Origin of the sequence: Sphingobium sp. WTD-1 (assembly GCF_030128825.1) — a bacterium.
Classification (GTDB): domain Bacteria; phylum Pseudomonadota; class Alphaproteobacteria; order Sphingomonadales; family Sphingomonadaceae; genus Sphingobium.
On sequence record NZ_CP119127.1, the window covers coordinates 4,527,158 to 4,553,906 of the forward strand.

The 26,749-nt window shown below is 62.0% G+C and carries 22 protein-coding genes, 1 tRNA gene and 1 pseudogene; 14 read left to right on the top strand and 10 right to left on the bottom strand.

Annotation, left to right across the window (positions count from 1 at the left end):
* The first annotated feature begins 19 nt into the window (after positions 1 to 19).
* Complete coding sequence (locus N6H05_RS22500; protein ID WP_284111767.1) at positions 20 to 913, top strand: diacylglycerol/lipid kinase family protein; 894 nt, start codon at positions 20 to 22, stop codon at positions 911 to 913.
* On the opposite strand, the gene N6H05_RS22505 is transcribed toward N6H05_RS22500, so the two are convergent.
* On the bottom strand, positions 910 to 2,181 hold the full coding sequence (locus tag N6H05_RS22505) for an MFS transporter (protein WP_284114301.1): 1,272 nt from the start codon (positions 2,179 to 2,181) through the stop codon (positions 910 to 912). The two genes, N6H05_RS22500 and N6H05_RS22505, sit on opposite strands and share 4 nt — an antisense overlap.
* Positions 2,182 to 2,329: 148 nt before the next feature.
* The gene (locus N6H05_RS22510; protein WP_284111768.1) at positions 2,330 to 3,727 is read right to left on the bottom strand and encodes a helix-turn-helix domain-containing protein; all 1,398 of its coding nucleotides are present in this window, start codon (positions 3,725 to 3,727) and stop codon (positions 2,330 to 2,332) included.
* Positions 3,728 to 3,874: 147 nt separating this feature from the next.
* Here N6H05_RS22510 and N6H05_RS22515 point away from each other — a divergent pair, with 147 nt between their 5' ends.
* Positions 3,875 to 5,467, top strand: a complete 1,593-nt coding sequence (locus N6H05_RS22515) for an isocitrate lyase (protein WP_284111769.1) — start codon at positions 3,875 to 3,877, stop codon at positions 5,465 to 5,467.
* Positions 5,468 to 5,801: 334 nt separating this feature from the next.
* Here N6H05_RS22515 and N6H05_RS22520 read toward each other — a convergent pair whose 3' ends face one another.
* Both N6H05_RS22520 and recR read right to left on the bottom strand, forming a co-directional pair.
* Positions 5,802 to 7,610: a DUF885 domain-containing protein gene (locus tag N6H05_RS22520; protein ID WP_284111770.1), complete on the bottom strand. Its 1,809-nt coding sequence runs from the start codon at positions 7,608 to 7,610 to the stop codon at positions 5,802 to 5,804.
* A gap of 408 nt (positions 7,611 to 8,018) precedes the next feature.
* Positions 8,019 to 8,615, bottom strand: a complete 597-nt coding sequence (recR, locus tag N6H05_RS22525; protein WP_284111771.1) for a recombination mediator RecR — start codon at positions 8,613 to 8,615, stop codon at positions 8,019 to 8,021.
* Positions 8,616 to 8,791: 176 nt separating this feature from the next.
* Between recR and fmt the strand changes: the two genes are divergently transcribed.
* Positions 8,792 to 9,700, top strand: coding sequence for a methionyl-tRNA formyltransferase (gene fmt / locus N6H05_RS22530; RefSeq protein ID WP_284111772.1), 909 nt, complete (start codon positions 8,792 to 8,794; stop codon positions 9,698 to 9,700).
* Positions 9,701 to 9,704: 4 nt separating this feature from the next.
* Positions 9,705 to 10,463 carry a tRNA pseudouridine(38-40) synthase TruA gene (gene truA / locus N6H05_RS22535; protein ID WP_284111773.1) on the top strand — a complete coding sequence of 253 codons (759 nt, stop codon included), beginning with the start codon at positions 9,705 to 9,707 and terminating at the stop codon, positions 10,461 to 10,463.
* Here truA and N6H05_RS22540 read toward each other — a convergent pair.
* Entirely contained in the window at positions 10,436 to 11,428 is a 993-nt protein-coding gene (locus tag N6H05_RS22540) for a GGDEF domain-containing protein (protein ID WP_284111774.1), read from the bottom strand. The two genes, truA and N6H05_RS22540, sit on opposite strands and share 28 nt — an antisense overlap.
* 93 nt (positions 11,429 to 11,521) lie before the next feature.
* On the bottom strand, positions 11,522 to 12,244 hold the full coding sequence (locus N6H05_RS22545; RefSeq protein WP_284111775.1) for a queuosine precursor transporter: 723 nt from the start codon (positions 12,242 to 12,244) through the stop codon (positions 11,522 to 11,524).
* Between the two features lie 87 nt (positions 12,245 to 12,331).
* Here N6H05_RS22545 and N6H05_RS22550 point away from each other — a divergent pair.
* A tRNA-Arg gene (locus tag N6H05_RS22550) sits at positions 12,332 to 12,408 on the top strand.
* A 151-nt stretch (positions 12,409 to 12,559) separates the two neighbouring features.
* Here N6H05_RS22550 and N6H05_RS22555 read toward each other — a convergent pair.
* Both N6H05_RS22555 and N6H05_RS22560 read right to left on the bottom strand, forming a co-directional pair.
* Positions 12,560 to 12,814, bottom strand: coding sequence for a hypothetical protein (locus N6H05_RS22555; protein WP_004210842.1), 255 nt, complete (start codon positions 12,812 to 12,814; stop codon positions 12,560 to 12,562).
* Between the two features lie 15 nt (positions 12,815 to 12,829).
* The gene (locus N6H05_RS22560) at positions 12,830 to 13,582 is read right to left on the bottom strand and encodes a hypothetical protein (protein WP_037480621.1); all 753 of its coding nucleotides are present in this window, start codon (positions 13,580 to 13,582) and stop codon (positions 12,830 to 12,832) included.
* A 112-nt stretch (positions 13,583 to 13,694) separates the two neighbouring features.
* On the opposite strand from N6H05_RS22560, the gene N6H05_RS22565 reads away from it, so the two are divergent.
* The 3 genes and pseudogenes from N6H05_RS22565 to N6H05_RS22575 form a co-directional block, all read left to right on the top strand.
* Complete coding sequence (locus tag N6H05_RS22565; RefSeq protein ID WP_076605607.1) at positions 13,695 to 14,105, top strand: ArsR/SmtB family transcription factor; 411 nt, start codon at positions 13,695 to 13,697, stop codon at positions 14,103 to 14,105.
* Between the two features lie 51 nt (positions 14,106 to 14,156).
* Positions 14,157 to 15,200 (top strand): hypothetical protein, encoded by a 1,044-nt coding sequence (locus N6H05_RS22570; RefSeq protein ID WP_037479978.1) that lies wholly within the window; start codon positions 14,157 to 14,159, stop codon positions 15,198 to 15,200.
* 118 nt (positions 15,201 to 15,318) lie between these two features.
* A pseudogene (locus N6H05_RS22575) lies at positions 15,319 to 16,140 on the top strand (CBASS cGAMP-activated phospholipase); the annotation flags it as partial.
* A gap of 95 nt (positions 16,141 to 16,235) precedes the next feature.
* On the opposite strand, the gene N6H05_RS22580 reads toward N6H05_RS22575, so the two are convergent.
* Positions 16,236 to 17,459 carry an IS256-like element ISSpwi2 family transposase gene (locus tag N6H05_RS22580; protein WP_014082638.1) on the bottom strand — a complete coding sequence of 408 codons (1,224 nt, stop codon included), beginning with the start codon at positions 17,457 to 17,459 and terminating at the stop codon, positions 16,236 to 16,238.
* A gap of 163 nt (positions 17,460 to 17,622) precedes the next feature.
* On the opposite strand from N6H05_RS22580, the gene N6H05_RS22585 reads away from it, so the two are divergent.
* From N6H05_RS22585 to N6H05_RS22600, 4 genes are all read left to right on the top strand, one after another.
* Complete coding sequence (locus N6H05_RS22585; protein ID WP_284111776.1) at positions 17,623 to 19,029, top strand: CBASS cGAMP synthase; 1,407 nt, start codon at positions 17,623 to 17,625, stop codon at positions 19,027 to 19,029.
* 145 nt (positions 19,030 to 19,174) lie between these two features.
* Complete coding sequence (locus N6H05_RS22590) at positions 19,175 to 20,368, top strand: RNA-guided endonuclease InsQ/TnpB family protein (RefSeq protein ID WP_076605608.1); 1,194 nt, start codon at positions 19,175 to 19,177, stop codon at positions 20,366 to 20,368.
* A 110-nt stretch (positions 20,369 to 20,478) separates the two neighbouring features.
* On the top strand, positions 20,479 to 21,183 hold the full coding sequence (locus N6H05_RS22595; RefSeq protein ID WP_048939343.1) for a pirin family protein: 705 nt from the start codon (positions 20,479 to 20,481) through the stop codon (positions 21,181 to 21,183).
* Positions 21,184 to 21,230: 47 nt separating this feature from the next.
* Positions 21,231 to 21,983, top strand: a complete 753-nt coding sequence (locus N6H05_RS22600; protein WP_004210840.1) for a hypothetical protein — start codon at positions 21,231 to 21,233, stop codon at positions 21,981 to 21,983.
* A gap of 30 nt (positions 21,984 to 22,013) precedes the next feature.
* Here N6H05_RS22600 and N6H05_RS22605 read toward each other — a convergent pair whose 3' ends face one another.
* Positions 22,014 to 23,195 (bottom strand): hypothetical protein, encoded by a 1,182-nt coding sequence (locus tag N6H05_RS22605; protein WP_037479994.1) that lies wholly within the window; start codon positions 23,193 to 23,195, stop codon positions 22,014 to 22,016.
* 313 nt (positions 23,196 to 23,508) lie between these two features.
* On the opposite strand from N6H05_RS22605, the gene N6H05_RS22610 reads away from it, so the two are divergent.
* Both N6H05_RS22610 and N6H05_RS22615 read left to right on the top strand, forming a co-directional pair.
* On the top strand, positions 23,509 to 24,309 hold the full coding sequence (locus N6H05_RS22610; protein WP_037479997.1) for a hypothetical protein: 801 nt from the start codon (positions 23,509 to 23,511) through the stop codon (positions 24,307 to 24,309).
* A 174-nt stretch (positions 24,310 to 24,483) separates the two neighbouring features.
* Complete coding sequence (locus N6H05_RS22615) at positions 24,484 to 26,748, top strand: TnsB C-terminal domain-containing protein (protein ID WP_037480000.1); 2,265 nt, start codon at positions 24,484 to 24,486, stop codon at positions 26,746 to 26,748.
* Position 26,749: the final 1 nt, after the last annotated feature.

The window sequence follows — 26,749 nt, forward strand, 5'->3', positions numbered from 1 at the left end:
CGCACGGTGTTATTGCGGCATGGAAACGAAAACGCTCCCACGGCAGGCGATCCTCGTCGTCAACGCCCATAGCCGACGCGGCCAGGACAATTTCAATCAGGCCAAGGAAAAGCTCGAAGCCGCCGGCGTCGAACTGATCGCCGCCCATGCGGTCGACGACCCCGAACAGATGGCCGCCACCGTTCGCCAGGCGGTGGAGAGCGGTGCGCCAATGGTCATCGTCGGCGGCGGCGACGGATCGATGTCGGGCACGGTCGACGAACTGGTCGGCAAGCATTGCGTGTTCGGCGTGCTGCCGCTCGGCACCGCCAACAGCTTCGCCCGCACGCTGGGCCTGCCGCTCGACCTCGACGGCGCGGTCCGCGCCATCGCCACCGGCCAGCGCCGCCGCGTCGACCTCGGCATGATCGATCGCGACTATTTCGTGAATGCCGCCTCATTGGGCCTGTCGCCGATGATCGGCCAGACCGTGCCCCACAAGCTCAAACGCTATCTCGGCCGCATCGGCTACCTGCTCTGGGCGGTCAAATGCTCGGTCGGCTTCCGCGCCTTCCGCCTGACGATCGACGATGGCGTGAAGGAACGGCGCCTGTGGTCGACCGAGGTGCGCATCCTCAACGGCCCCTATCATGGCGGGGTCGAACTGTCGGATCATGCCGCCGTCGATACCGGCGAGATCGTGATCCAGGCCGTCGTCGGCCGCTCCAAGCCGCGCCTCGCCTGGGACTGGTATGCCAAATTCGTGAAGCTGCGCGACCGCAACGCTCATACGGAGGAATTTCACGGCCGCCAGTTCAAGCTCGCCTGCCACCCGCCGCAAAAGATATCGATCGACGGCGAAGTGTTGGCAAAGACCCCCGTCACGGTAAAGATCGCCCCCGGCGCGGTCGATGTCGCGGTGCCGCGCGACTAGCTCATCAGGCGCGGCGCGCTTTCCGGCAGGCGGCACAGGACCGGCAGCACGCCCAGCGCCACGATTGCGATCAGCCATCCGGGCGCCGACGCCCATCCGCTGGCCTGCGTCACCTGATGCGACAGATAGGGGGTGAGGCCGCCGAACAGGGCGGTCGCGCTGGTGGCGCCAAAGGCGAGGCCACTCAGCCGCCCTTCGCCGGGAAATTGCTCGGCCGTGGTCACGGCGCCGACCGCGCTCACCGCTCCGCCCAGCGCCGCCAGCAGGATCGCGCCGACCAGCGCGCCGCCCAATGCGCTTCCCTGGGCCATCAGGGCAAAGAGCAGGGCCGGCAGCGTGACGCCGGCCAGCGCCAGCGCGACCAGCACCGGCCGCCGCCCGATCCGGTCGGACAAGGCGCCGACCAGCGGCGTCACCAATATCACCACCAGTGCTGCCAGCGTCGAGAGCATCAGCGCATCGGCCTCGCCCATGCGGCCGGTGCCGATCAGGAAGCTCGGCACATGGACGATGCCGACATAATAGGTGATCGACCCCAGCGCCGAAATGGCAAAGCCGCGGCCGATAGCTGGCCGATAGGCGCGCAGGCTGAGGCGCAGGGGCTGGGCCGGGATGCTGCCACGGGCGCGCTGCGCCAGGAAATCGGGCGATTCCTCGATACGCGACCGGGCCAACAGGATGAGGGCGGCGAGACCCGCGCCGACCAGAAAGGGAATGCGCCAGCCCCAGTCGGCCAGCGTCGCCTCGTCCAGCAGCGCCACGGTCAGGGCGGACAGCGCCACCGCCAGCAGCCCGCCGACCTCGCTTGCCGCCGACGCCAGGGATGTGATGACGCCGCGCCGGCCGGGTGGCGCGCCTTCCAGCAGATAGGCAACGACGCCGGTATATTCGCCCCCGACCGAGAAGGCCATGACACAGCGCAGCGCCAGCAGCAGCCAGCCCGCCATCGCCCCGACCTGTGCCTGGGTTGGCAACAGCGCGGTCGCCAGCATCGCCGCGCTCATCAGCGCCATCGACAGCAACATGGTCGGCCGCCGGCCATGGCGGTCGCCGATATGGCCAAAGACGATCGCGCCCAGCGGCCGCATCAGATAGGCGACCGCAAAGCCCGCCAGCACATGGCCCACGCCCGCCGCGCCGCCGCCATAGAAGATGCGCGACAACAAGGTGGCGAGATAGAGATAGAGGGTGAAGTCATACCATTCGACGATGGTCGACAGCCCGGCAATCGCCAGCGATCGCTTCGAGAGGCCGGGTGGCTGCCCCATCGGCGGCATTTCCTCATCCATCACGGCCTATGCCCCATCCGTTCGCTTCGAGCCTGTCGAGAAGCGGTAAGCACCCACCTTCATGTCCCGCTTTTCTCCGTTTCTCGACAAACTCGAAACGAACGGAGCCGGGCTGGCGCGCCACTCCCTAACCATCGGCAAAGCCGAACGGCGCCCGTGTCCGCCGATAATCGTCGGGCAGCATGTCGCGGCCGATCGGCGGGGCGGACCGAGCCATGCACTGGCTGCGGTGGCACAGGCGACAGGTAACGCCGATCGGCGTCGGCGCGGGGGCCGGCGCATCCTGGCAATAGACCAGCCGATGGGCATGGTCTGCCGCGCAGCACAGCGCGATCGCCCGCTCCACCTTGGCCGCGCCCCAACTGCCGCCGCCGGCCGTCACGGTGCGCGCGATCGAGAAGAAACGCTGGCCGTCGGGCAGCTCCAGCCATTGCGTCACCACGTCGCGCGGCGTTTCGAACACGCGATGCACCGACCAGAGCGGGCAGGAGCCGCCATGACGGGCAAAGGGAAAGCCGGCGCCGTCCAGCCGTTTGGAGACATTGCCGGCCTGGTCGACCCGCAGGAAGAAGAAGGGGACGCGCTCCTGCCCCGGCTTCTGCAAGGTGGTGAGGCGATGCGCCGCCTGCTCGAAGCTGACGCCGAATTGCCGGGCCAGCGCCTCGACATCATAGCGCCTGGCCTCCACCGCCTTGGCGAAGGCGGTATAGGGCATCAGGATCGCCGCCGCGCCATAGCCGGCCAGCGCCCGCCGGGTCAGCCGCCGCCCGCTCTCGCTGGCGAACTGCCCGTCCTTGAGCAGCGTATCGAAGCCCTTGCGCATCTCCAGATAGGCGATCTGAAGCGCCAGCTGGAAGGCCGAGCTGGCGCCGTCCAGCGCATCGTCCAGCAGCACCGCGTCGCGATGCCGGTCGAGCCGCCGCATCGATCCCGCCATCACGTCCGACGGCAATCGCCGCACCCGCAAATTGTGCCGCGCCTTGAGCCAGCCCGACAAGCCACCCTCTGCCTCCGCTTCCGCCGCCAGCTTCTCGGCCGCATCGTCGAGCAGCGGAAAGCTGTTGCGCCGCGCGGCGATGAAGCGCCGCGCCTCCGCCACCGGATCGGCGCCATCCTCCTGCGGCTCCGCGTCCGCCCCCCGGTCCGCCAGCGCCAGATGCTCCTCGCGATAGCTGGTGTAGAGCCGCAGCAGCGCCTCGGTAATGCCGGGATAATTGACCGCGACATCGCCGGTCGCCAGTTGCGGCAGGTCGATATCGGCGAACATCGGGTCTTTCAGCACCGCCTGCAGTCGCGCCGTCTGTTCCGCGCCGCCGTCGCCCGCTACCTCGGCCATGTCCAGCTTGTAGGTGCGGGCGAGGCGCAGCAGCATGTCGGCGGTCAGCGGCCGCTGGTTGCGTTCCAGCAGCGCGACATAGGAGGCGCTGATCTCCAGATCATTGGCCATGTCCGCCTGGGTCAGGCCCAGCTCGCGCCGCAGCCGCCGCAATCGCGGCCCCATATAGACGGGACGATCCTTGGCCATGACATCGACTCCTGTACGCTCTTTACAACTTTACAGCAGAATTTTGTAAAGATCGACAACTGGACTTTGGCAGGGGTGCCGCACCTCGTTTCCTGTGTCTACTTCGCTGTCATTCTTTCTTGCAGCTCACCCCGAGGGAATGACGACATGACCTATCAAAGTGAAATCGCCAAGGCCGACACGCTGATCGGCGGCCAGGGCCATTGGGACGGCATCGCGCCCGAATCCGTCGCCCGGATGCGCCTGCAGAACCGGTTCCAGAGCGGCCTCGACATTGCCCGCTACACCGCGAAGATCATGCGCGCCGACATGGCCGCCTATGATGCCGATCCGGCCAACTACACCCAGTCGCTGGGCTGCTGGCACGGCTTCATCGGCCAGCAGAAGATGATCAGCATCAAGAAGCATTTCGGCACCACCAAGGGCCGCTACCTCTACCTCTCGGGCTGGATGGTCGCGGCGCTGCGCAGCGAGTTCGGCCCGCTGCCCGACCAGTCGATGCATGAAAAGACCAGCGTCCCCGCGCTGATCGAGGAACTCTACACCTTCCTGCGCCAGGCCGACGCCCGCGAGCTGGGCGGCCTGTTCCGCGATCTCGACAAGGCCCGCGCGGAAGGCGACGAGGTCAAGGCGGCGAAGCTCCAGCAGCAGATCGACAATTATGAAACCCATATCGTCCCGATCGTTGCCGACATCGACGCCGGCTTCGGCAATGCCGAGGCGACCTATCTGCTCGCCAAGAAGTTCATCGAGGCCGGCGCCTGCTGCATCCAGATCGAGAATCAGGTCTCGGACGAAAAGCAGTGCGGTCATCAGGACGGCAAGGTCACGGTCCCGCATGAGGACTTCCTCGCGAAGATCCGGGCGGTCCGTTACGCCTTCCTGGAACTGGGCGTCGACGACGGCGTGATCGTCGCGCGCACCGACTCGCTGGGCGCGGGCCTCACCAAGCAGATCGCCTTCACCCGTGAAGCGGGCGACATCGGCGACCTGTATAATGGCTTCCTCGACTGCGACGCCGTCGATGCAACCGCGATCGGCCATGGCGACGTCCTCATCAGCCGCGACGGGCAGTTGATGAAGCCCAAGCGCCTGCCGTCGAACCTCTATCAGTTCCGCGCCGGCACCGGCGAGGATCGCTGCGTTCTCGACTGCATCACCGCGCTCCAGAACGGCGCCGACCTGCTGTGGATCGAAACCGAAAAGCCGCATATCGGCCAGATCGGTGGCATGGTCAGCCGCATTCGCGAGGTGATCCCTAATGCCAAGCTGGTCTATAACAACTCGCCCAGCTTCAACTGGACGCTGAACTTCCGTCAGCAGGTGTTCGACGCCTGGGTCGAAGCCGGCAAGGATGTCAGCGCCTATGACCGGGCCAGGCTGATGAGCGCGGATTATGACGCCACCGACCTCGGCATCGAGGCGGACGAACGCATCCGCACCTTCCAGAAGGATGCGGCGCGCGAGGCGGGCATCTTCCACCACCTCATCACCCTGCCGACCTATCACACCGCGGCGCTCAGCACCGACAATCTCGCGAAGGAATATTTCGGTGAGGCCGGCATGCTGGGCTACGTCAAGGGTGTGCAGCGGCAGGAAATCCGCCAGGGCATCGCCTGCGTGAAGCACCAGAACATGGCCGGCTCCGACATTGGCGACGACCATAAGGAATATTTCGCCGGTGAAGCCGCGCTCAAGGCCGGCGGCGCCCATAACACGATGAATCAGTTCGCGGCCTAAGCCCCATCCCTGTCATCCCCGCGGAAGCGGGGATCCATCTCCCGACCTCACATAAGGAACCGGCGTTGGGAGATGGGTTCCCGCTTTCGCGGGAATGACGAGTTGGACTTGACTGCTGGCGCCCCATCTTCCCGGCGATATCCCGATGCTCGTCGGGAAGATGGGTTCCGCAAGCGTAACAAGCGTGGAAGATTAGAGTTTCGCGGCCGGGGCCGTGAAGACAGCCAGTTCGCGGGGACGTCGACACTCCCTTCGCGATTTGGGTGGAAGGACCCTCGACGGCCCGGTGGCGCACCACCGGGCCGTTTTTTTGTCTGCCCCAAAGGGGAGGCGTTTAAGCGATCCCGGCCCGCTGGCGCACCGCCTGCTTCAAGATGTCGAGCGGCATCGCGCCCAGCGTCAGCACTTCGTGGAACTGTTTGAGATCGAACTTGTCCCCCTGCGCCGCCTTCACTTGCTCGCGCAGGTCGTTCCACACGGTGTGGCCGATCTTGTAGCTGCATGCCTGGCCCGGCCAGACGGTGTAGCGGTCGATCTCGCCCTGGCTGCGGCCGCGCGCGATGCCGGTGGTCGCGATGAGGTAATCGGTCGCCTTCTCGCGGCTCCAGCGCTTGGCGTGCATGCCGCTGTCGACCACCAGCCGGGTGGCGCGGAACAGCAGCGACTGGAGATAGCCGACCTGGCCCAGCGGATCGCCCTTGTACATGCCCATCTCGTCGGCCAGCTGTTCGGAATAGAGCGCCCAGCCCTCGGAATAGCCGCTGTAGAAACCGCGACGGCGGATCATCGGGATCGAATCCGATTCCAGCGCCACCGTCACCTGCAGATGATGGCCCGGCACCGCCTCATGATGGGTCAGCGTGGCAAGGCCGAATTTCGGCCGGTCGAACGTGTCGCGCAGGTTGATGAAATAGATGGCCGGCCGCGACCCGTCGAGCGAGGCATTCTGATAATAGCCGCCCGGCGCGCCCGCCTGGATCGTCACCGGCACGCGGCGCACCTCGACCGGCGCCTTGGGCACGGTGTTGAACGCCTCGCCCAGCCGCGCCTGCATCGCCTTGATCTGGCTGTTGAGCTGCGCCAGCAGCGCCTCGCGGCCCGGATCGGTATTGGGATAGAGCTGGTCGGGGCGCTTGTTGAGTGCGACCAGGCGGTCGCCGACTGTGCCCTGGCTCATCCCTTCGCCCTTCAGGATCGCGTCGATCCGCGACGAGATGCTGGCGACCTGGTCCAGGCCCATCTGGTGGATTTCGTCGCCGGTCAGCCGGGTCGTGGTCGCGGCCTCGGCGGCGGCCGCGTAGAAGGCCTCGCCGTCAGGCAGGCGCCAGCAGCCGGCGTCATGCACCGCCTTGGCGCGCAACTGCTGCACCAGCGCGCGCTGGCGATCGACGGCGGGGAAGACCTTTTCCGCGACGATCTTTTCCGCCTGCGCCCCGCGTTCCGGCGACAGGCCGGCGGCGGCCAGCTTCTTGGCGAAGCTTGCCACCAGCACGGTCTGGGCGGCGGGCTGGTCGCGCAGCGCCGCCTGCATCTTCATGGTGGTGTCGAGGATATAGTCGGGCGCGAACACGCCCTTGGCCGCGTCCGCCTTCTGCCGCTCCAGCTCGCCATCCATGCTGACGGGGAAGGCTTCGAGCCGCGCCAGATAGGCGTCGGCATCGGCCGCGTCCTTCACCCGGTGCTGGCTGTCGAGGAAATCGGGCGTCTCGCGATAGGAGCCGGTGAGCTGGCTGAGGATATAGGGCGCATAGCGGCCCGCCGTCTCGCCATAGGCGAAACGTTCGCCACCGACCGCGCGGTCGAGCTGATAGGCGACGACATCATAGTCGAGCTGGCTGGCCGGGCTGAGCGCCGCACGGTCCAGGCCCGCCAGTTGCTTGGCCTGCGTCTTGGTCCGGGCCAGGTCGCGCGCCGCGCCGGCGGCGCTGGTGTCGCTGAGCTTGCCGCGCAGCGCCGCGCGGGCGCCGGTGTCGAGGCCAAGGCGGGTCGCCTGTTCCGGGCTGTCGTCCAGCCGCTCATAGAAGAAGCCGTCCAGCATGGCGCGCAGGCGGGCGTCCTGCGATCCCGGCTGCGCAAAGGCGCGCGGGGCGGATGCGGCCAGCGCCGTGGCGCCGCTGGTGGTGAGGAATTGGCGTCGGTTCACGAAATGCTCCCTGTTCTGGCCCCGCGCGAACGGTCGCCCGCCCGCCGGGGTCGCCTTAGTGCCGCGCATATGACGGCTTGGCTAGGGGGCAGGCCAAAATGGGCGGATGAAGGCACGGCTAGCGGGCTGGAAACGGCCCGAAGGCGACGCGCCGGTGGAAAGTCAGAACGCGCTTTCCACCCGACTGGGAGAGGGCAACCGGCGACGCAGGTGGAGGATATTCCATTATCGAGATGCGCGCTCTTCCGTCTGGCCTTCGGCCATTGGACCAGAGCCGCTCTGTCCTCTTTCTCGCCGCGCGGTCCAGCGCGCACAGCCGGACGACCTGTTCGCCATTCAATGCGCGCGCTTCCTTCTAATGTCGCCTGACTGTCGCGTCGCGAACGCCGTCCGCATCGCGCCTTTCGCCTATCCCAGCGGTCGCCGCGCGCGCAGTGCCTGAGCCAGCGTGCCCTCGTCCAGATAGTCGAGTTCGCCGCCTACCGGCACGCCATGGGCCAATTGGGTCAGGCGGATCGGGAAGCGCTCCAGCCGTTCGGCCAGATAATGGGCGGTGGTCTGCCCCTCCAGCGTAGCGTTCATCGCCAGCACCACCTCGTCGATGCCACCGGCCTCGACCCGCGTCACCAACGCATCGATGCTCAGATCCTCCGGCCGCACGCCTTCCAGCGCGGACAGGCGCCCGCCCAGCACATGAAAGCGGCCGGGGAAGAGGCGCGACTTGTCGAGCGCCCACAGGTCCGCGACATCCTCCACCACGCACAGCGCCCGCGCATCGCGGCGCGGATCGGCACAGATGCCGCAGGGATCGACTGTGTCGACATTGCCGCAGGTCTGGCAGGTGACCAGCCGATCATTGACCGCCGCCAGCGCGCGCAGCAGCGGCTCCAGCGCGCCCTCGCGCTTCTTGAGCAGATGCAGCACCGCGCGGCGTGCCGAGCGGGGGCCAAGGCCGGGCAGTCGCGACAGCGCCTGGGTCAGCGTCTCGATTTCTGGGGATGCCATGGAACCGAGATAAGGGCTTGCAAGTCGTCCCGACAAGAGGTTTGAGAGCGATCTTGGAAATAGGCCCCAGGCAGATTTCAAATGCGGTGCCAGCCCGCCCCCATCCGGCCACCCAACGGCAGTATCTTGAGGGTGGCCGGGTGGGGGAGCGGGCTGGTGCGGGAAGCGGAAAAACTATGCGTATCATTTACATGGGCACCCCCGATTTCGCCGTTCCAGCGCTCGATGCACTGGTGAAGGCCGGGCATGACATCGTCGCCGTCTATAGCCAGCCGCCCCGCCCGGCCGGCCGTGGCAAGGCGCTGCGCCCCTCCCCGGTCCAGGCCCGTGCCGAGCAACTGGGGATCGAGGTGCGCACGCCCGTCTCGCTGAAGGACGAGGCGGTGCAGGCGGAATTCGCCGCGCTCGACGCCGATGTTGCGGTGGTCGCCGCCTATGGGCTGATCCTTCCGCGCGCGATCCTGGCGATGCCGCGCCATGGCTGCCTCAACATCCATGGCTCGCTGCTGCCGCGCTGGCGCGGCGCCGCGCCGGTGCAGCGCGCGATCCTGTCCGGCGACAATGTCACCGGCGTCACCATCATGGACATGGAGGCCGGACTCGACACCGGTCCCATGCGCGCCAAGCATGTCACCCCGGTCGAGGACAAGACGGCGGGCGAGTTGACGGCCGAACTGGCGCAGGCCGGCGCCGATCTGATGATCGATGTGCTCGATGATCTTGCCGGCCATCCGCCGGTGGTCCAGCCCGAAGAGGGCGTCACCTATGCCGCCAAGATCGACAAGGCGGAGGCACGGATCGATTTCAGCCGCGACGCGCATCAGGTCGAACGCCAGGTCCGCGCCTTCAATCCCTTTCCCGGCGCCTTCTTCGAATATGGCGGCGAACGCTTCCGCATCCTCGCCGCCACGGTCGAGGATCATGCCGGGCCGGCGGGCGAGCTGCTCGACCACAGCCTGTTGATCGGCTGCGGCCATGGCGCCATCCGTCCGACGCTGATCCAGCGCGCGGGCAAGGCGGCGATGTCGGCGGGCGAATTGCTGCGCGGCTTCGACATGCCCACCGGCAGCCGGGTCGACGCCTGAGCCGATGGCCCGTTTCGCCTTCACCGTCGAATTTGACGGCCGCCCGTTCATGGGCTGGCAGCGTCAGGCCCATGGCCCCAGCGTCCAGCAGGCGATCGAGGATGCGATCCATGCCGTCACTGGCGAGCGCGCGATCCTGCACGCCGCCGGCCGCACCGATGCCGGCGTCCATGGCCTGGCCATGCGGGCCCATGCCGATGTCGAAAAGCCGCTGACACCCTTTCGCCTGATGGAGGCGATCAATGCCAAGCTGCGGCCCCATCCGGTTGCGATCCTCGCCTGTGAGGAGGTCGCGCCGGACTGGCATGCCCGTTTCTCCTGCCTGGGCCGCGCCTATATCTATCGCATCGCCAACCGCCGTGCACCGCTGACCCTGGAATCGGGTCTCGCCTGGCGGGTGATCCAGCCACTCGACGCCGATGCGATGCACGACGCGGCGCAGATTCTCGTCGGCCAGCATGATTTCACCACCTTCCGCTCGGTCCATTGCCAGGCGGCCAGTCCGCTGAAGTCACTGGCGATGCTGGACGTGGAGCGACAGGGCGATCGCATTGCCATCCGGGCGGAGGCGCGATCCTTCCTCCATCATCAGGTCCGCTCGATGGTCGGCTGCCTCGCGATGGTCGGCATGGGCCGCTGGAGCGCGGAGGATCTGCGCGATGCGCTGGAGGCGCGCGACCGGGCCCGGCTGGCGCTCAACGCGCCGCCCGACGGCCTCTATTTCGTGCGCGCCGATTATAGCAGCGCGGTGGTCACCAGCTGATTCTTGCCGGCACGCTTAGCCGCCAGCATCACCTCGTCCGCGCGCGCCACGATGCTGTCCAGTTCGGTGTCATCGTCGGGGATCAGCGTGACCAGGCCAAAGCTGCCGCTGACACCGCCATGCGCGCCGCCCAGCGTCATCAGTCCGACGCGCAGCGCCTCGCCCAGATCCGCGCCTTCCTCGTCGACCAGCAGCACAAATCCGTCGCCGCCCATCCGCGCCACGACATGGCGAGTGGCGACCATATCCTCGATCAGCCGCGCCACATCGACCAGGCAACGATCGCCGGCGCTATGCCCGCGACTGTCGTTCAATTGCTTGAACCCGTCGAGATCGAGATAGATCAGGCTGACGGCGCGATGCGCCTCGGCTGCCTGCCGCAACAAGGCCCGCGCCCGCACCACGAAGCCACGGCGGTTGAGCAGGCCGGTCAGCGGATCATGGACCGCATCGAAATGCGCCTGCCGCATCTCCGACAGATCCTCGACCACCGCGACATAGAATTCGGGCGCATCCCGCTCGTCACGCACCAGCGCCACGGTGAGGTTGATCCAGATCAGCGAACCGTCCGCGCGAATATAGCGCTTCTCCAGCGTATAGCGCTGCAACTCCCCCTGATGCAGCCGGCCGAGCAGCGCGACATCGGCATCCAGATCATCGGGATGGGTGATCTGCTGGAACCCCAGCCGCATCAGCATCGCGGCAGAATAGCCGGTAATCTCCTCGAAGCGGGGATTGACGGTGAGGAAGGTGCCGTCGAGCGCGACATGGGCTATGCCGACCGGCGCATGCAGGAAGGTCGCCTGGAACCGGCGCTCCGCATTGGCCAGATTGGCCTGGATCGCCTGCGCCTCCTGGCTCAGCGCGCGCGCGACATGGGTCAGACGGTCGATCCGGCAGATCGCATCCGGGGTCATCACGGTATCGCGATCAGGGACGATGGACGGGGCGGAAGCGATGGGCACGATGGGCGACTATTCTTTCCTGACTTTGTCGCCTCCTCCTGCACCCAACAAGGTAAAGACTCTCTTTAGATTACGTAATTTGCTGACCACCGCCTATTGGAGCCGGGCGCGGAACGGGGTGAAGTCGGTGCCCTCGTCATAGACGTCGAGCCCTTCGCGACGCTTGAGACCGTTCACCACCACATAGGTGACCGGCGTCAGCACCGCTTCCCAGCCGACCTTCATCGCCCAGTTGGTGACCATCACGGTCAGCACCTGCGTCGTGGTCCAGTCGCCATAGAAAGCGAGCGGGTAGAAGAGCAGGCTGTCCACACCCTGCCCCACCACCGTCGATCCGATGGTGCGCATCCACAAATGCCGCCCTTGTGTCAGGACCTTCATCTTGGCCAGCACGAAGCTGTTGGCCAGTTCCCCCGCCCAGAAGGCGCAAAGCGAGGCGAAGACGATTCGCCAGGTGCTTCCGAACACCGCCTCATAGGCTTTCTGGTCGGGCCAGCCCTCGGCCGGCGGCAAGGCCACCACCACCCAGCTCATCAGCGCCATGAACAGCATCGCGGCAAAGCCCGCCCAAACGCAGCGCCGTGCGCGCGCATAGCCATAGACCTCTGTCAGCACATCGCCGATCACATAGCCGAGCGGAAAGAAGAGGATGCCCGCACCAAAGGTTACGCCGCCCAGCGACGACAGCTTGGCCGCACCGATCAGGTTGGACAGCAGTAATATGGCGACGAAGGCCGCCATGAAGAAATCATAATAGCGCAGCGGCCGTGCGCCCAGCACGGTCGCGTCGATTTTCCGGATGCCCGCGTCGCTCATCCTTCGGTGCATATCCCGCCGACACACGATTGCAACGGTTGCGAAAGATTGCGCCGCGCGCCAAGCCCCGCTATCGCTCCCGCGCACGGCCCCGTAGCTCAGTTGGATAGAGCATTCGCCTTCTAAGCGAATGGTCGCAGGTTCGAATCCTGCCGGGGTCGCCAACAGAATATCGGTTGTCAGTAAGACTGCTCCTTTGCTTCATTTTCGTGATCCTCTGAGAGGCAGAATTGGCCGATTTCGGCCAATTCGGTTTTAGAGGGTGTAGTGAAGTATGCGGTTTCCGCCGTCAGCGAAGAGTTAGGAACGTCCCATTCAGGACGGCAAATCGAGGCGATCGAGTATCCGTTTGAGCAATGCCCAAGGTCCATCCCGGCGCGGATGCGATGATATTCCCACCCGGGTATCCATCCCCTGCACCCCTAGCCGGCGGTTCTCGCACTGGACGATCCGGGCGGTGTAATCGCTGACGTCCGCCAGCCTACTCTCGTTCTCGATCTTCATCTGAGCGATATCGAAGGCCGTTGTTTCGTCGCCACCTGGCCAGATTGTGATCGTGACGATCATCATGACCTGCGCGCCTCTCTACGGCGCGAACCTGGATTCGAGTTGCAGGTCCAGTCCCTCGGCCAACGCACTTTGGGGGTTGCTGGCCACCATCGCCAAGATCGCCCCCATCGCGTCCGACACCATAGAGACCGCCAGCGGGTTGCTCGCGTCGTACCCTCTGCGGACCTCAGCCTGGTCCGCCAACTGTCTTCCATAACGAAGTCTGAGCAATCCTCTCGCCTCGGCGAGATCGCAGGCCATCATCGCATGGTAGACATGGTGGATCTGATCCACCCGCACATCGACGATCGTCGCGGTGTAAAGCGTCCGACCATGTTCGACACTGTCCCGGTCCCTGCCGGTATTCCAGAGCCCTCCGGCCACCGTCTCTCCGGTCATGCCCGCGTCACGACGGAGGATTTGATCGACCAGATCACTTGGCATGCCCAGTTCCAGATCGAGTGAGTGGAACATGATACACCTCATCAACCCCGGCGCGGTCAAACACGCTTCCAGCGGTCGCGCTCCGTCAAACGGAGGCTGCGGGCTATACAGCCAGGCCAATGGATCGGACGGCAAGCTGTCACGCTCAAACCGAGCGCCGGTTTCAACGGCCGCTATCACGAGGCGATCGACCATCTTGTAGGTCAAATCGAATGACACATCGTCGGGGCTATCGCTGGCTAGCGGATCAGGGCGTCCCAACAGAGCTGAAGTGGTAAAGTAATCCAGCGCTGAGCGCTGGGTCCGGGCAGCTATTCTCTGTTCGTACATCTCATGCGTCAGCATTGCGAAACCCTTTCTGTCACCATCCTTTTCAAAAGAAGCCTGCGCGAGTCGCTTGCTCCACTTGCAGACTTGTACATTCATTTCAATGATTCTGGAATCATAGAATTGAACGATGTCCGATTTGCTGTTTCAACGGACGTCGAAACGGACATTGGCCGGTACATTGTTGGTTTGGCTGACGGATCTGTCCGTCACTAACCGTTTGACCGGTTGGGATGGATCGCTGATAGTCTGGCCCATGGACTCATCAGCAATGGTCGAGGCCCTGGCTGCGCTGGGGCAACCGACTCGGCATGATATCTACCGCCTCCTCGCCCGGGCGCCTGAAGGCCTGCCGGCGGGAGAAATCGCGCGCCACCTCAATGTCGCTGCAAACACGCTATCTTCCCACCTGGGAATTCTATCGCGTGCCCACCTGGTCTCTTCGCGCCGTGCGGGAAAACAGGTGATCTATCGGGCTGATACAGCCGCAGCGTCGTCCATCAGCACATACCTCAATGGTCTGGCCTCAGTGACGCCCTGAATTTTCTGAATACGCTCAGCTTCGCTCCTCGAAACTCAGGAGTGAAGAAAAATGGAAGATCGCATTGCCCACTACATGGTGACCTTCACGCCTCAGCAGTGGCCGGAAGCTTACCGGCGCGCTCTGGAAGTCGAAGAGCTCCCAAGGAAGGGCAGTCGGCGAGTGGCAGCAGCTGTTACCGCTGCCGCCACTCGGCTGGGGTATAAGGAGCGCAACTTCTTCAAGATCATTCGGGCGTACAAGGACTCGCTCCAGTTGAACGATCAGGTTCTGTCCAACTACCCCCGTCAGCTTCCTGCTGAAACGAGAGCAGCTCTCGAAGAAGCCATCGCGCACGCCGGCCCGGGCGCTCGGCCAGGGGCGATCCAGTCTGCCGCCGAAGCCTTGTGCGAGAAGCGTAAAATAAGTCCACCAAGCAAACGGGCAGTCCGCACGAGACTCAATCTGCCCATGGAAGTGACCGATATCGCGTCCTACACCGGCATGAATACCGACTACGCCATAGATATGTCGCCACTCGATGTGGCGGTCGATGGCCCCGATAACATCCCCTATCACGCTGTCCTCACCGCGTTCATCGATGTCAGCCGTGGTATCGCTCTTGCCCATGTGGTGACTGCAGATAGGCCAACTGCCGACGACATCCTCCAGTTGGTCACTGAGGCCGCTGAGAAGACGAGTTCCGCATCACCCGCACGCGCGTCTTTGGCAGTATACCGCAACGCTCCTGTCGATGACCTACGCACGAAAGCCCAGTTGCGCTCGATCGGCATCGCTAAGTCAGACGTTCAGGTGGATTCTCGTCGGCCAGGATTGGCCCTCACTGCCATGTTCGGCACCAAGCTCGGCCGCGTGCCTCTCAATCCGCGCCGCAATCCTTCCATCCCATTCGCAATTCGCGAAACTCTGCCTCTGCCTGTCGTGCGTCCAGCCGTCGCTCTGCTTCTGGAGCGCTATCACGCTGGCCTGCAGATCAATCGAGAGGCCGAGCCTGCCGTATCAGCCGCGGCAGCGGTCCAAGCGATTACCAAGGGGCCAGCCAAAGCGACGCCGATTGGAAACGCCTATCCCCCATCTCTCCACGCAAGTAGATAGGCCATTGGTCATGTGCCCGCCCAGGTGCATTCTTTTATCATGATAGCTTAGCTTGAAACTTCGAGGCGCCTCTCTAACTTGCAAGAGGGGGTGTCGCTTGGCGTTTCAAATCCTATCCTTGTCGGGAGGAGGCTTTCTGGGCCTCTACACCGCCGCAGTTCTTGCAGAACTAGAACAGCGTTCGGGCAAGCGCCTGAACGAGTGCTTCGATATGTTCGCCGGCACGTCGATTGGCGGCATTATTGCTCTGGGTCTTTCAGCTGGGAAGAGTGCCACTGAAATCCGTGATGCCTTCATCGAGCACGGTCCTAAAATTTTCCCTCGCGCGCCGGCGAACTCCAAACTGGCTTGGTTGATCCGTTTCACCAGAAATTTGCCTGCCCCTCTCTACAAGCAGGACGCGCTGCGCGAGACGATCGAAGAAATCGTCGGTCCCCAAACGTTGATGTCGGACCTCGCCCGGCCGACGGTCATCCCTTCTGTCAGCCTTACCAAGGGCGGACCTAAGGTATTCAAGACAGGACATCACAAGCGATTTGTCCTCGATTGGCAGTTGAAGGTCGTAGACGTCGCATTGGCTACCTCGGCAGCGCCGACCTATTTCCCTGCACATCGGATCGGAGACGAGTTGTTTTCGGACGGAGGGATGTTCGCCAACTCACCCGATATGATCGCCCTTCATGAGGCCGACATGTTTCTGGGCATTAACCGTGACGACATCTCAGTCTTAAGCGTCGGCACCACTACCACAGACTTCGCCATGTCCAGTTCGCTCAATCCCAACATGGGGGTGATGGGTTGGATGAAAAACCAGCGCCTGACCGATGTGATGATCGGATCACAACAGGCGTTGGCCGATGACATGATGAAGCATTTGCTGAAAGATCGATACCTGAGGATCGACCGTCGACAGGCAGATGAACAACGGCACGAGCTTGCCTTGGATGCCGCCACCCCTAGCGCCATCAGCAATTTACTTTCCATAGCCAAGGACGGGACTGTCAGGATTTCCGTGTGCGGCCGGGCGGTTGATCATCAGGCCGCCATGGCTCTGATGAAACGTTCGCCGAAGATCACGGCAAATTGCGCCTTCGCCATGGTCCACTCACGTGGTGGCATCTTCCACTCTTTCTCCGACCGATTCAAGATCAGGTAGAGCAGCTTGGTGGCGGCCTCGTCGCTGGGGAAGTGTCCCCTGGCCCTGACAGCCCGCCTGAGCTTCGAGTTCAAAGCTTCGATGGCGTTCGTAGTGTAGATGATCCGGCGGACCTCGTCGGGGAACGCAAAAAACGGGATCACCTCGCCCCAGGCGCGCCGCCAGCTCTGGCCGATGGCGGGATAGCGCTGCCCCCAAGGGCCAGCCTCAAATGCTGTCAGCGCCTTTTCGGCGGCATCTGCGTCGGTGGCACGGTAAATCTCCTTGAGCGCGCTGGCGAGGTTCTTTCGGTCCTTCCAGGAGACGAAGTCCATCGAGTTGCGCAGCAGGTGAACGATGCAGGTCTGGACGATCGCATCGGGGAACACTGCGGTGATCGCATCGGGAAAGCCCTTCAGGCCGTCAACGACGGCCAGCAGGATGTCTTCAACGCCACGGTTGCGAAGCTCGTTCATCACCCGAAGCCAGAACTTGGCACCCTCATTCTGCTCGAGCCACAAGCCGAGCACCTCCTTTGCGCCGTCGGCGCGGACGCCCAGCGCAATGTGGATCGCCTTGTTGCGCACCATGCCCTCGTCGCGGATCTTGACCCGGATCGCGTCGAAGAAGACCAGCGGGTAAACCGGATCGAGCGGCCGCTGCTGCCAAGTGGCGACCTCATCGAGCACGGCGTCGGTCACCGTGCTAATCAAATCGGGTGAGACGTCGATGCCGTATAGATCGTGCAGGTGCCTGGTGATCTCGCGGGTGCTCATGCCGCGCGCGTACATCGACACGATCTTGTCGTCGAAGCCGGGAAAGCGGCGTTGATACTTGGCGATCAACTGCGGGTCGAAGCTCGACTGGCGATCGCGCGGCACGTCGATCGCCAACTTGCCGGTGTCGGTCATTACCGTCTTCCGACCGTAGCCGTTGCGCATGTTGCCGGCGCCGTCTTCGCCAGCGAGGTGGTGATCCATCTCCGCATTCAGGGCACGCTCTGTCAGCGCCTTCTTCAGCGAATCGAGCAGACCGCCCTGCTCGAAGGCGGCACTGGCAGCGCCGCCCGCCAAAAGCTGATCGAGAAGCTCATTCGGTATGGCAGGTTCTTTGCGTCGTGACATAGTGGGACTCCTTGTTGCCCATTATGCCCGGCCGCACACGGAAATCCTGACAGTCCCGCCAAGGACTCGTTTGCCGAGGCGTCAGCTGACCCTCGCCTCCGGCAACTGCTGTCACATGAGGCCCCGCCATTCACTTTCGTCAACGCTAAGCTTTGAGTGTCCGATGTCCACTGCTGCACGCCTCTTTCATTCGAAGTCCGATCAGACGCTTTACGATCGCATCACCCCCTCAACCGATCAGTTCGCTACTCAACAAGCCCGCTGGAACGACCTTGCCGACTTTCTGAAATCCAGAATGAAGGACGACACCGGCTATCCAATCAGCACTTGGCTGCAGGGCTCCTACAAATTCGATACCCAAATCCGGCCGTGGACGACTGGCGCCCAGTTCGACATTGACCTCGGACTATATTTCGAATGGGCCGGTTCCGACGATGACGGCGACTATGATCCTGAAGGCTTCAAAGAGCTGATTCAGAACGCTCTCCTCGATTATGCAGACGACGAGGACAACGACGCCTCACGGGTCGAAGAGCCCAAAGAGCGATGCTGCCGCATTGCCTTCAATCCCGACTTTCACATTGATGTGCCCTGCTATCACCTCGATCGTACCAAGGATCGGCGCGCGCTGGCGACAGAATCCAAAGGCTGGGAGGCAAGCGACCCCAAGGCGATCTATGTCTGGTTCAAGGATCTCCACGACGACAAAACCATCCGCGCTCAGCTGCGTCGCCTCGTTTGCTACTTCAAGATGTGGGCGGCGTTGAAGATCGAAGATGAGGCAAGCCGACCTTCATCGATCACACTGACGGTCCTCGTCGCTGAAGCGCTGAGCGAGATTGATCTTTCGGAGACCAGTGACGACGACGATGTCCTGGAGGGAATTATCACGATCATCGCTGATCGCCTTGATGACGACACTGAGGTCGCAAACCCAATCGACAACGACGAAGACCTGAACCGCCTCTCTGACGAAGCAAACGACAATCTCCGCGCGCGCCTTCGTGAGTTCGAGGACACCGCTCGGCGAGCCAACGCTGCAACCAGCGAGGCGACGGCGGCCGAGATCTGGACGGAGGCCTTCGAGCATTTCTTCCCTATGCCGGAAGATGTCGAGGGTGAAGCAAACGCCAACACTGCAGCGCGCAGCGATATTGCAAAAAATCACGCTTTGGTCGCTTACAGCTTCGACCCCGAAATTCACGTTCGGGCTTGGTCCCAGAACAATGAGAATTACGAGCGCTTCGGGGTGAACGAGCTTCCCACGATCCTGAAAGACTGCTCCATCGACTTTACATTGGTCAACGCAACCTCGCTCCCAGTGGGCGCTTCGGTACGATGGACGGTTAGGAACCGCGGACATGAAGCGTGGACCAAGAATGATATTGGACACTGCTCAGGCGATGGTTACGAAGTATCCGAGCATTCAGCGTATAATGGCAACCACGCAATGGATCTCACCGTCTACCAGTGGGGTCGGATTATCGGCCGCAGGCGCATCGAGATCAACGTCCGCGGCACAGCGTTGGCTGCCCGGCAATTACCGGCGAAGCGACGCTTCCGACGCTGAAGATTTCGCGCACCCGCAGATCACAGAATTCGATCCAACAGTAGGCATCTCATCATTCTGTCCGAATGGATCCCCACCGTCATGCCGTTCGATTGATCTTTGAAAATCCACCTTGCGTTAACTTTTGCACGTCAGATGCAAGCGCATGTTCTTGCAGTATAAATTTCCGATCGAGCCAAGCCGGGCGCAACATGCGCGCCTGGCGTCGATCCTGCAGCTGCAGCGAAATTTATACAACGACGCGCTCCAAAATCGGCGTGCAGCCTTTCAGCGCGGCGTCCATCTCACATACGAAGACGATACCAAGTCTCTCCCTGCGTATAGAATGGCCAACCGCCAGCATACTGCCCTGCCCTGGGGCATTAACAACTGGACCTTGCGCTGCGTCGATACCGCAATGACGAGGTATCGCGATCGCCTGACGGCCAACCCCAACGCCGGGTTCCCGCGCTTCCGCTCCGAAGAGCGTTGGCGCAGTTTTGGCGTCCACGGCGTACGAGGATGTGTTATTGCCGACGGCTACCTAACGGTCGATGGCATCGTCGGGAAATTGCGCATGCGCATGCATCGCCCTTTGCCGGCTGACGCTCGCATCGCCAGACTCACCTTCACCCGCAGAGCCCGCCAATGGCATGTTGCCATCCTGATTGATTGCAAAGTCGGCGATCAAGAGCATAAGAAACCCGGTAGCGCATGCGGCCTCGATCTCGGCATAGAGCAACTAGCATCGCTGTCAGATGGCTCTCTCTTCGACGACACACCCCGTAAGACCACTCAGAGTTCCGCGTTGCGTCGGGCCTACCGGGCACTGGCAAGATGCCAGAAAGACTCCCGCCGAAGTAAAAAGCTGCGCGAACGCCAAGACCGCGCCAGTCAACGGGTGATAAACCTCCGTTCCACGCGGCTGCATCAGATCTCGGCGGCGATCACTAATCGATTTGAAACGATCGTGGTCGAAGATCTCGCGCTCAAACAATTTCCCCGACCAACACGCACACGACGCCCATCAGACGGCGTTGGCGCAATCGCGATACGAGAAAACGGTCAGGTGTTGGCCGAGCCAAGACCAAAGCGCCTTCTCGAGATGATCCGCTACAAAGCTGAAAAAGCTGGTGGCAAAGTCGTCGTTGTCGATCCGAGACACATTACGCAAACGTGCAATGCATGCGGATCACCAACCTCTGAAAGTAACGATGCTGACCGGCACATCTGTGCCTGCGGCGCCGATGTCCCACGAGGCACCAACAACGCAATCAACATCCTTGCGCGCGGTCTCTCCGCGCATGCGGCCGCTTTGGGTCGCAGGGTGGGCAAGGTTTTGCCCAACGCCAGCGTCTAGCTGCGCGTCCACCCGGAAATGCAGCGCGTTTGCATAGCAACTGCCTGTCCAAAGCCAGTTTGGTTTTTTTCAAACCCGCTTTAGCCATTCATATTCGCACTGGAACCCTGATGATCACCTTACGCCCCTCCCGCGACTTCGGCAGCTTCCGTTTGGATCATTTCCAAAGCCTTCAGCATTTCGGGCCTGAGAGCTGCGGCGGACATCCGATGCAGTGGGGCGATATGATCATGTGGAACCACGAGACGATCTCTCCCCGCGCTGCCCTGCCGCAAACTCCGCATGCCGATACCGAGATACTGACCTACGTCACCAGTGGGTTCCTCTATCACGAAGATAACCTGGGCAATGTCGGGATGCTCCAGGCAGGCAATTGTCAGATCATGTCAGCTGGAACTGGTGTCTTTATCAGGCGCGGCAATCCAGACGAAGCTGAACCAGTCGAATTTGTCCAGATCTGGCTGATGCCCAACCATCAGGCTGGCGAGCCATTTTCCGTCACGAATGGGTTCGCTGACGATGGTGAGCCGGGGCAGTTCGTTACATTGGCCAGCGGGTTCGACAATGAAGGCAATTCACTGCCAATGCGAGCCAATGCCCGCCTCTCGCGCATTGTGCTGACCGACAGTGGCACTGCGGACTACCGATTTGAAGCAGGCAATTTCGGCTATGTCGTGCCGCTCACCGGCGCTGTTCAGGTCGGTGATGTTGTCGCCAACCGCAACGACGGAATTCTCATCAACGATGTTGAAGTCATAACCATAGTCGGCGTCGGAGACGCGGAAGCGCTCCTCATAGAGCTTTCTGAAGCCTGAGGGCCGATCGCTTTAAGAAAACCTCACAGGGTGGATGACCAAGCCAAATGAATCAGATCGCTCGGGTTGTGAACGTATTTTCCACCCCATACGAAGCATGGAGTTACCGCCAGTCCACCGATGAAGAAGCGCTATCCCTTTGCCAAAAGGGTTATTCGTTAGCCGAATCCTTCACCACGAAAGACAAGCTGCTTGAGGAAGTCTCGAACCATGTCCAGGCCGCGGCGCGCATGCTTCGTGAGGGTGCAGATAACGCGCTCGAGCGTCACATAGACAAAGCGCTGTCAGCAAGCTCTGAATATCGCGATCTCCGCAACCTGATGCCGTCAAACGTGCCTCAAGCCCTAAGTGCTTATCAGGCTGAGTTCTCAGAGGCCGACTTATCTGCGGCGGATAGCGCGATCAAAGCTATCGGGGTGACGATGCCAAATGGACAATTCTTGTTCCACGGTGGCTCATGGCCGCTCGGCGTACAAACTTTCACGACGACCCGCCCATTCTCCACATCCTTCTGCCCGCAAGTGGCACGCAGGAATGCAGAGTGGAAAAGCAAAGCTTATGACGCTGGCCGGATGGACCTGATGGTCGTCCACGTCATCCAGCCACAAACCAAAGCCTACGCTTACAGTCGGGATGGAGACCTCGGCAACGAGAAGGAGGTTGTTTTCGCCACCGGCGCACAACTGACCTTAACCCGCGAAACCCACATTGCCGACGTCACCGCCTCCAAAGTTGGCCCACACTCCGAAACGTTGAAACGCACCGTTCCAGCGTATCTGCTAGAAATCGACATATCGTAACATCGCAATAATCGCGTTGCTCGGGCCCGACTAGAACTCGGGCCGCATGACTACATCACGGAAAAGGGCGGTGATCGCATTCGCCCGCTCTTCACGCATGCGCTGAGACTTCTCGACCGTCGGCTCCGCCTGCTGCCACTGGCTTTCGTTCCAGCGCATCGCCTCCACGAGCAACGCCCGCTCTATGATCTCCTGCTCAATCCCCTCGCTGATCGAGTTGCTGAGAGGAGCCCCCTCCTCTGTAAACCGCGGTTTGAACTGATACGGCCCCAGCGTGTCGCCCAGGTAGCGGACCAGCTGTGTGCCGTGACGCCACTTTCCGCCTGCATGAATGTCAAACGACACTCGGCGGTTGAAGACCCGAAAGCGCTTCTGCAACTGCTTGCTCTGCCGCGCCCCGCCTGGAGGCGCGATAAAGTCGATCGACTCCACGCGATCGAAATGCACCTGCGTGTGCTGCACGAGATGGCGCATGAGGTCGTCATCCATATTGCGGGTAGCGCGCATGAGCCCGTCTTCCGGAATCAGCGGATCGCCCACCCCCAATCCAAGGATCATCCTAGAGCTGGTATCGACAATGAACGTAGCCGTAGCCAATTCCACCCGGCCGCTGATCTGAACCATCACATCGACTGCGGTCTGGTCCACCAGGATCTGAAGACCAGCAGCCCCAGCCGCCGGCTCTGCGACACCTTCCCGGCGGAGTACCTTTATGCGTCGCTGGATCGAGGATGCAGACGGAGGCGCCTCGCCCGCATCCGCGCAGGATTCAAATATCCAGCGTATGATCGACGCGGGCGAAGCCGCGGGCTCATGCTGCAGTTTCCAGCGCAGCGCACGCTCGGCAACGGGTGCGAAGCCTTTCTGTGCTGGTGCCGCGACAGCCTTCACCCGGAAGCTCGGTGACAGACCTCGTGTTGGGCCCAGATCCTTCAGCTTCTTCAGCAGTCGGTAAAAATTGCGCTGCTCCATATCGAGCGCGCTGCACGCGTCGCCCACGGGCATGGGGTCATCGTCGCGAAGATAGAGGTCCATCGTCCTCAGTCTGGCGATCACCACCTCCCGTTTAGAATCATCCAGAGACAAGAACAGGGCGTACTCTGATTCGCCAGAAAAGCCTGAAGCGGCATGCCGTTTGACCAACTCCTCGTCAGTTTCGAGGGCCGACCGGTCCGGACCAACGTCGCGCGTGCCGTTTTTCTTACTGTTCATCCATGACTTATTAGAACAGTAAGGCACGCATCGTCAAGTGAGTTGGTCACGATACTGTGCAGTTGAAACCACATTCCTGTTGCCATCACGGTCATTTTAGCGTTCCTAAATGCACAGTATCGTGACCAACATGGAGACAGTGCGATGACGACTAAACCGCGAAGTGCAGATCGAAACAACCTCGTTTCAATCGTTTATACAGAGTATCTGATCGAGATCATCCGACATTTTGAACGAGAGCAACGCGTTAAGACGTGGAGTCGTTCTCGCTCCAAATGGCCCAACAGCAACCGTCGCGGTTGGACGTTCTGGCATGACTGACGCATATGAAGAACTGGCTGAGATCGACGTTCGCGCCGCTATCAACCTCATGCTGCGCAACCCGTCATACGAACCCTCCGCTGGCCGGTTGCGCGCCGAAACCTTGCTCAGGAAGCACAACAGCCTGGTCAACACCATGGCTCGCATCGTGGTCGCCAACGACAATGGATCGCTCCGAACAGTCTCTGGCGGAACGCACCATGCGAGCGGCTGGTACCCTTCCGTGAAGGTCGGCCGCACACAGCATTATGAGAGCCTGCATCAGCTTGCACTGATCGAGCGGTGCGAGACGGACCCCAATGTCGTCCACTACCAATCAGAGGCTCGCCGCTTCGAATTCATCCTGCGGAGGAAGGAGCGGTACACCAGTGACGTCGACATATTGGACGCCGATGGCCGCCTGGCGGTCGTCGAAGTCAAAGGCGACGATGCGGACCTCCGAGATCCAGAATATCGGCTGAAACTCGCCGGCGTCGCCGAGATTTGCCGCCGGGTGGGCCATGAGTTCCGTATCACCTTCGGTTCCGAAATTTTCGAGAATAGCCGCCACCGCTTCAACGTACGCCTCGCCAGCTCAATGCGCCGCACGGCCATCTCATCGTCGCAGAAGCGGCTCGTCGAAAGCCTCCGCAGCAAAGGCGATGACATGCGGTTGGGCGAATTCGCTGAGCTGATGGCGCCCGGAAATTTTGTCCAAGGGCGGGCAATCACTTTCGCCATGCTGGTGAGGCGCATCGTGTCGCTCGATCTCACGCAGCCTCTCATCGATGAGATGCCTGTCAGCTTCATCTGATCATAGATCAAATACCCTAGGAAGGATTCAACCATGACCTAGAGTGAAATCATAACTGCCTGACGAACCCGCAGGCACCCATCACAACAGAAGCAATGCCATTCGCAGCGTAGAAATATCTACTGCTGATGGATGTTGCGCGCCCTCAGAATACCCAAATCTCGGGAGAGATACGTGAATTACTTCCCCTATAAGCTCAAACGCAATCAGCTATACAGTATCGAAGGTCAACCCTGTGTTTTTACATCACATGGATATGGCACACGCCTGAACTTCGAACATGCTGCCACAGGCAAGCCCGTCGAATATCTCGATGACGCCGGCGTCGTCCGTCCAATGGACCAGGATCGCTTCCGGACGCTGCTTCAGAACGGTCAATTCTTCCAGATGGCAGAGCGTGGGCAGTCGCCGGCCAAGAACAAGATCGCTGAATCACATCTCACGCCTGCCGAATGCGAGGAACTCGACGCCGACAGCGCGCTCCGGCTGGCAACGTTACGGCTGCTCGATCGGAACGGCGTAATGACCGGCGTGAAGGCAATCTCTGAAGGACTTGCCGAGCACTGGACCCCCGAGCTGCACACCAAATATGGCGAGGCGCCCAATCCGCACACCGTGAAACGCTGGATGCGGAAGCGCGGTAAAGTCGGCGACCGCGATGCTCGCGAGGCCATGAGCGCCCAGGGGCGCCATTGCCATGATGATGATGGCATCCGCATGGAAATCCGCCAGCGCCTGGCTTTGACCTACTATGCGTCGAAGAAGAGCGTCACCGATATCAATGTGCTGACCAACGCTGAGATTAGCCGCGTCAACGATGGCACTTCGCTCGAATACGAGATGCCTACGGAGCCGCTCCTCCCGGTGAGCCTGAGCACCACATATCGCGACATCAAAATGCTTGAGTGCGAGCAAACGGTCGCTGCCCGCCACGGCAAGCAGGCAGCCTACTCTCGGTGGCGTGGCGCAGGGAAAGGGCATGAGGCGGAGCGCCCTCTGGAATTCGGGCTTATGGATCACACCCCCATACCCGCCGTCCTCGTCATCGACGTGGAACGCGCCATCATCCTGGGCCGCCCCACTTTCTCCGCACTTGTTGATGGGTTCAGCAGGGTCGTGCTCTCGCACATGCTGTCCTTCAATGCCCCATCATACGCCACCGTGTCGGAGTTGCTTCGCCGGTCTGTTCTGCCCAAGATCGTGCCGCCGATCATCAAGAACAAGCACCCTGAAGCCCAAGACGTCTGCGGCCTGTGCAGCACATATCACGTGGATGGCGGTATGGAATTCCGCAGCCACGATATGGAGAGCATGAGCAAGGCGACCGGTGCAACGATCCGCATCAGTGGTCGGAAAAAGCCGCGCGAACGAGCCCTTGTTGAGCGCATCTTCCTCACCATCCACAATTACGTGTCATCGAAGGTGGCCGGCGCCCATCTGCCGATCGCCCTCTCCCGCGAGTATGATTACGACCCCGCCGTGGATGCCGTGCTAACGCTCGACGAACTCGAGGCACTCATCATGTTCGCCATCGCGGTCTATCACACGACCCCGCATGGCGGCCTGAACGAGAAACAGCCTCTGCTCTGTTGGAAACAGGGCACCGCCCAGTACGGGATCGTTCTACCGCGTGACCCTCGCATCTTCGAGAAGGCCCTCCTCCCCAAGATCAATTCGCACAGGCTGACCCACGCTGGCATCGAGTGGAATGGCCTGCGCTTCGGCGATTATAAAGCCGTGCCTGACCTGCTCGCCGATCTTGTCCCCTTGGAAGGCAAGCGTCAGCGCCTGAAGAATGCCACTGCAACGGTGTCGTTCCGCTATGACCCGTACGATCTGCGCAAGATTTGGGTGATCAACCGCAAAACCAATCAGGACGTCGAGCTGTACTGCCAGACGGCCGGCTATACCGACGAGCCGATCAGCCTGTGGATGCACGAGCAGATCCGTGAGAAGGCCAAGGCGGAAGCCGCCGACTTCAACTCACGGGAATGGCGTGACGCCTGCCGCGCCGAGCTTCTCGACGCCATCGACCAGCTGACGCCCGAAGCCAAGGAGCGTGAACGCAAGCTTCTGGCCAAGCTGTACGAAAACAAGCGCATCCGCAGCATCACCGGTGAACTCGCCAGCCTGCAGCGGGAGCGCCCTGAACCTGTCGACATCCCGATCATCTATGCAGACGTGATCGAGCACGAGATGCACGATGCCGACACCCTGTCTCGTCGCCCCGCTCCACAGAAAGCTGCCCCTACCGCATCTAAACGGCGGAGCAACCGGCAGAAGGCGAAAGCTGCCAATGCCCGGGAGGCGACGCCAGAGGACATGCCAGAGCGCGACCGGCGTGCTCCTGCGCCGCCACCCACCCCGGACGCGTCGACCACCGACCCCGAACCACGCCGTGAACGCAAAAAGCGCTCGAACGACAGCAGCTATTTCTAAC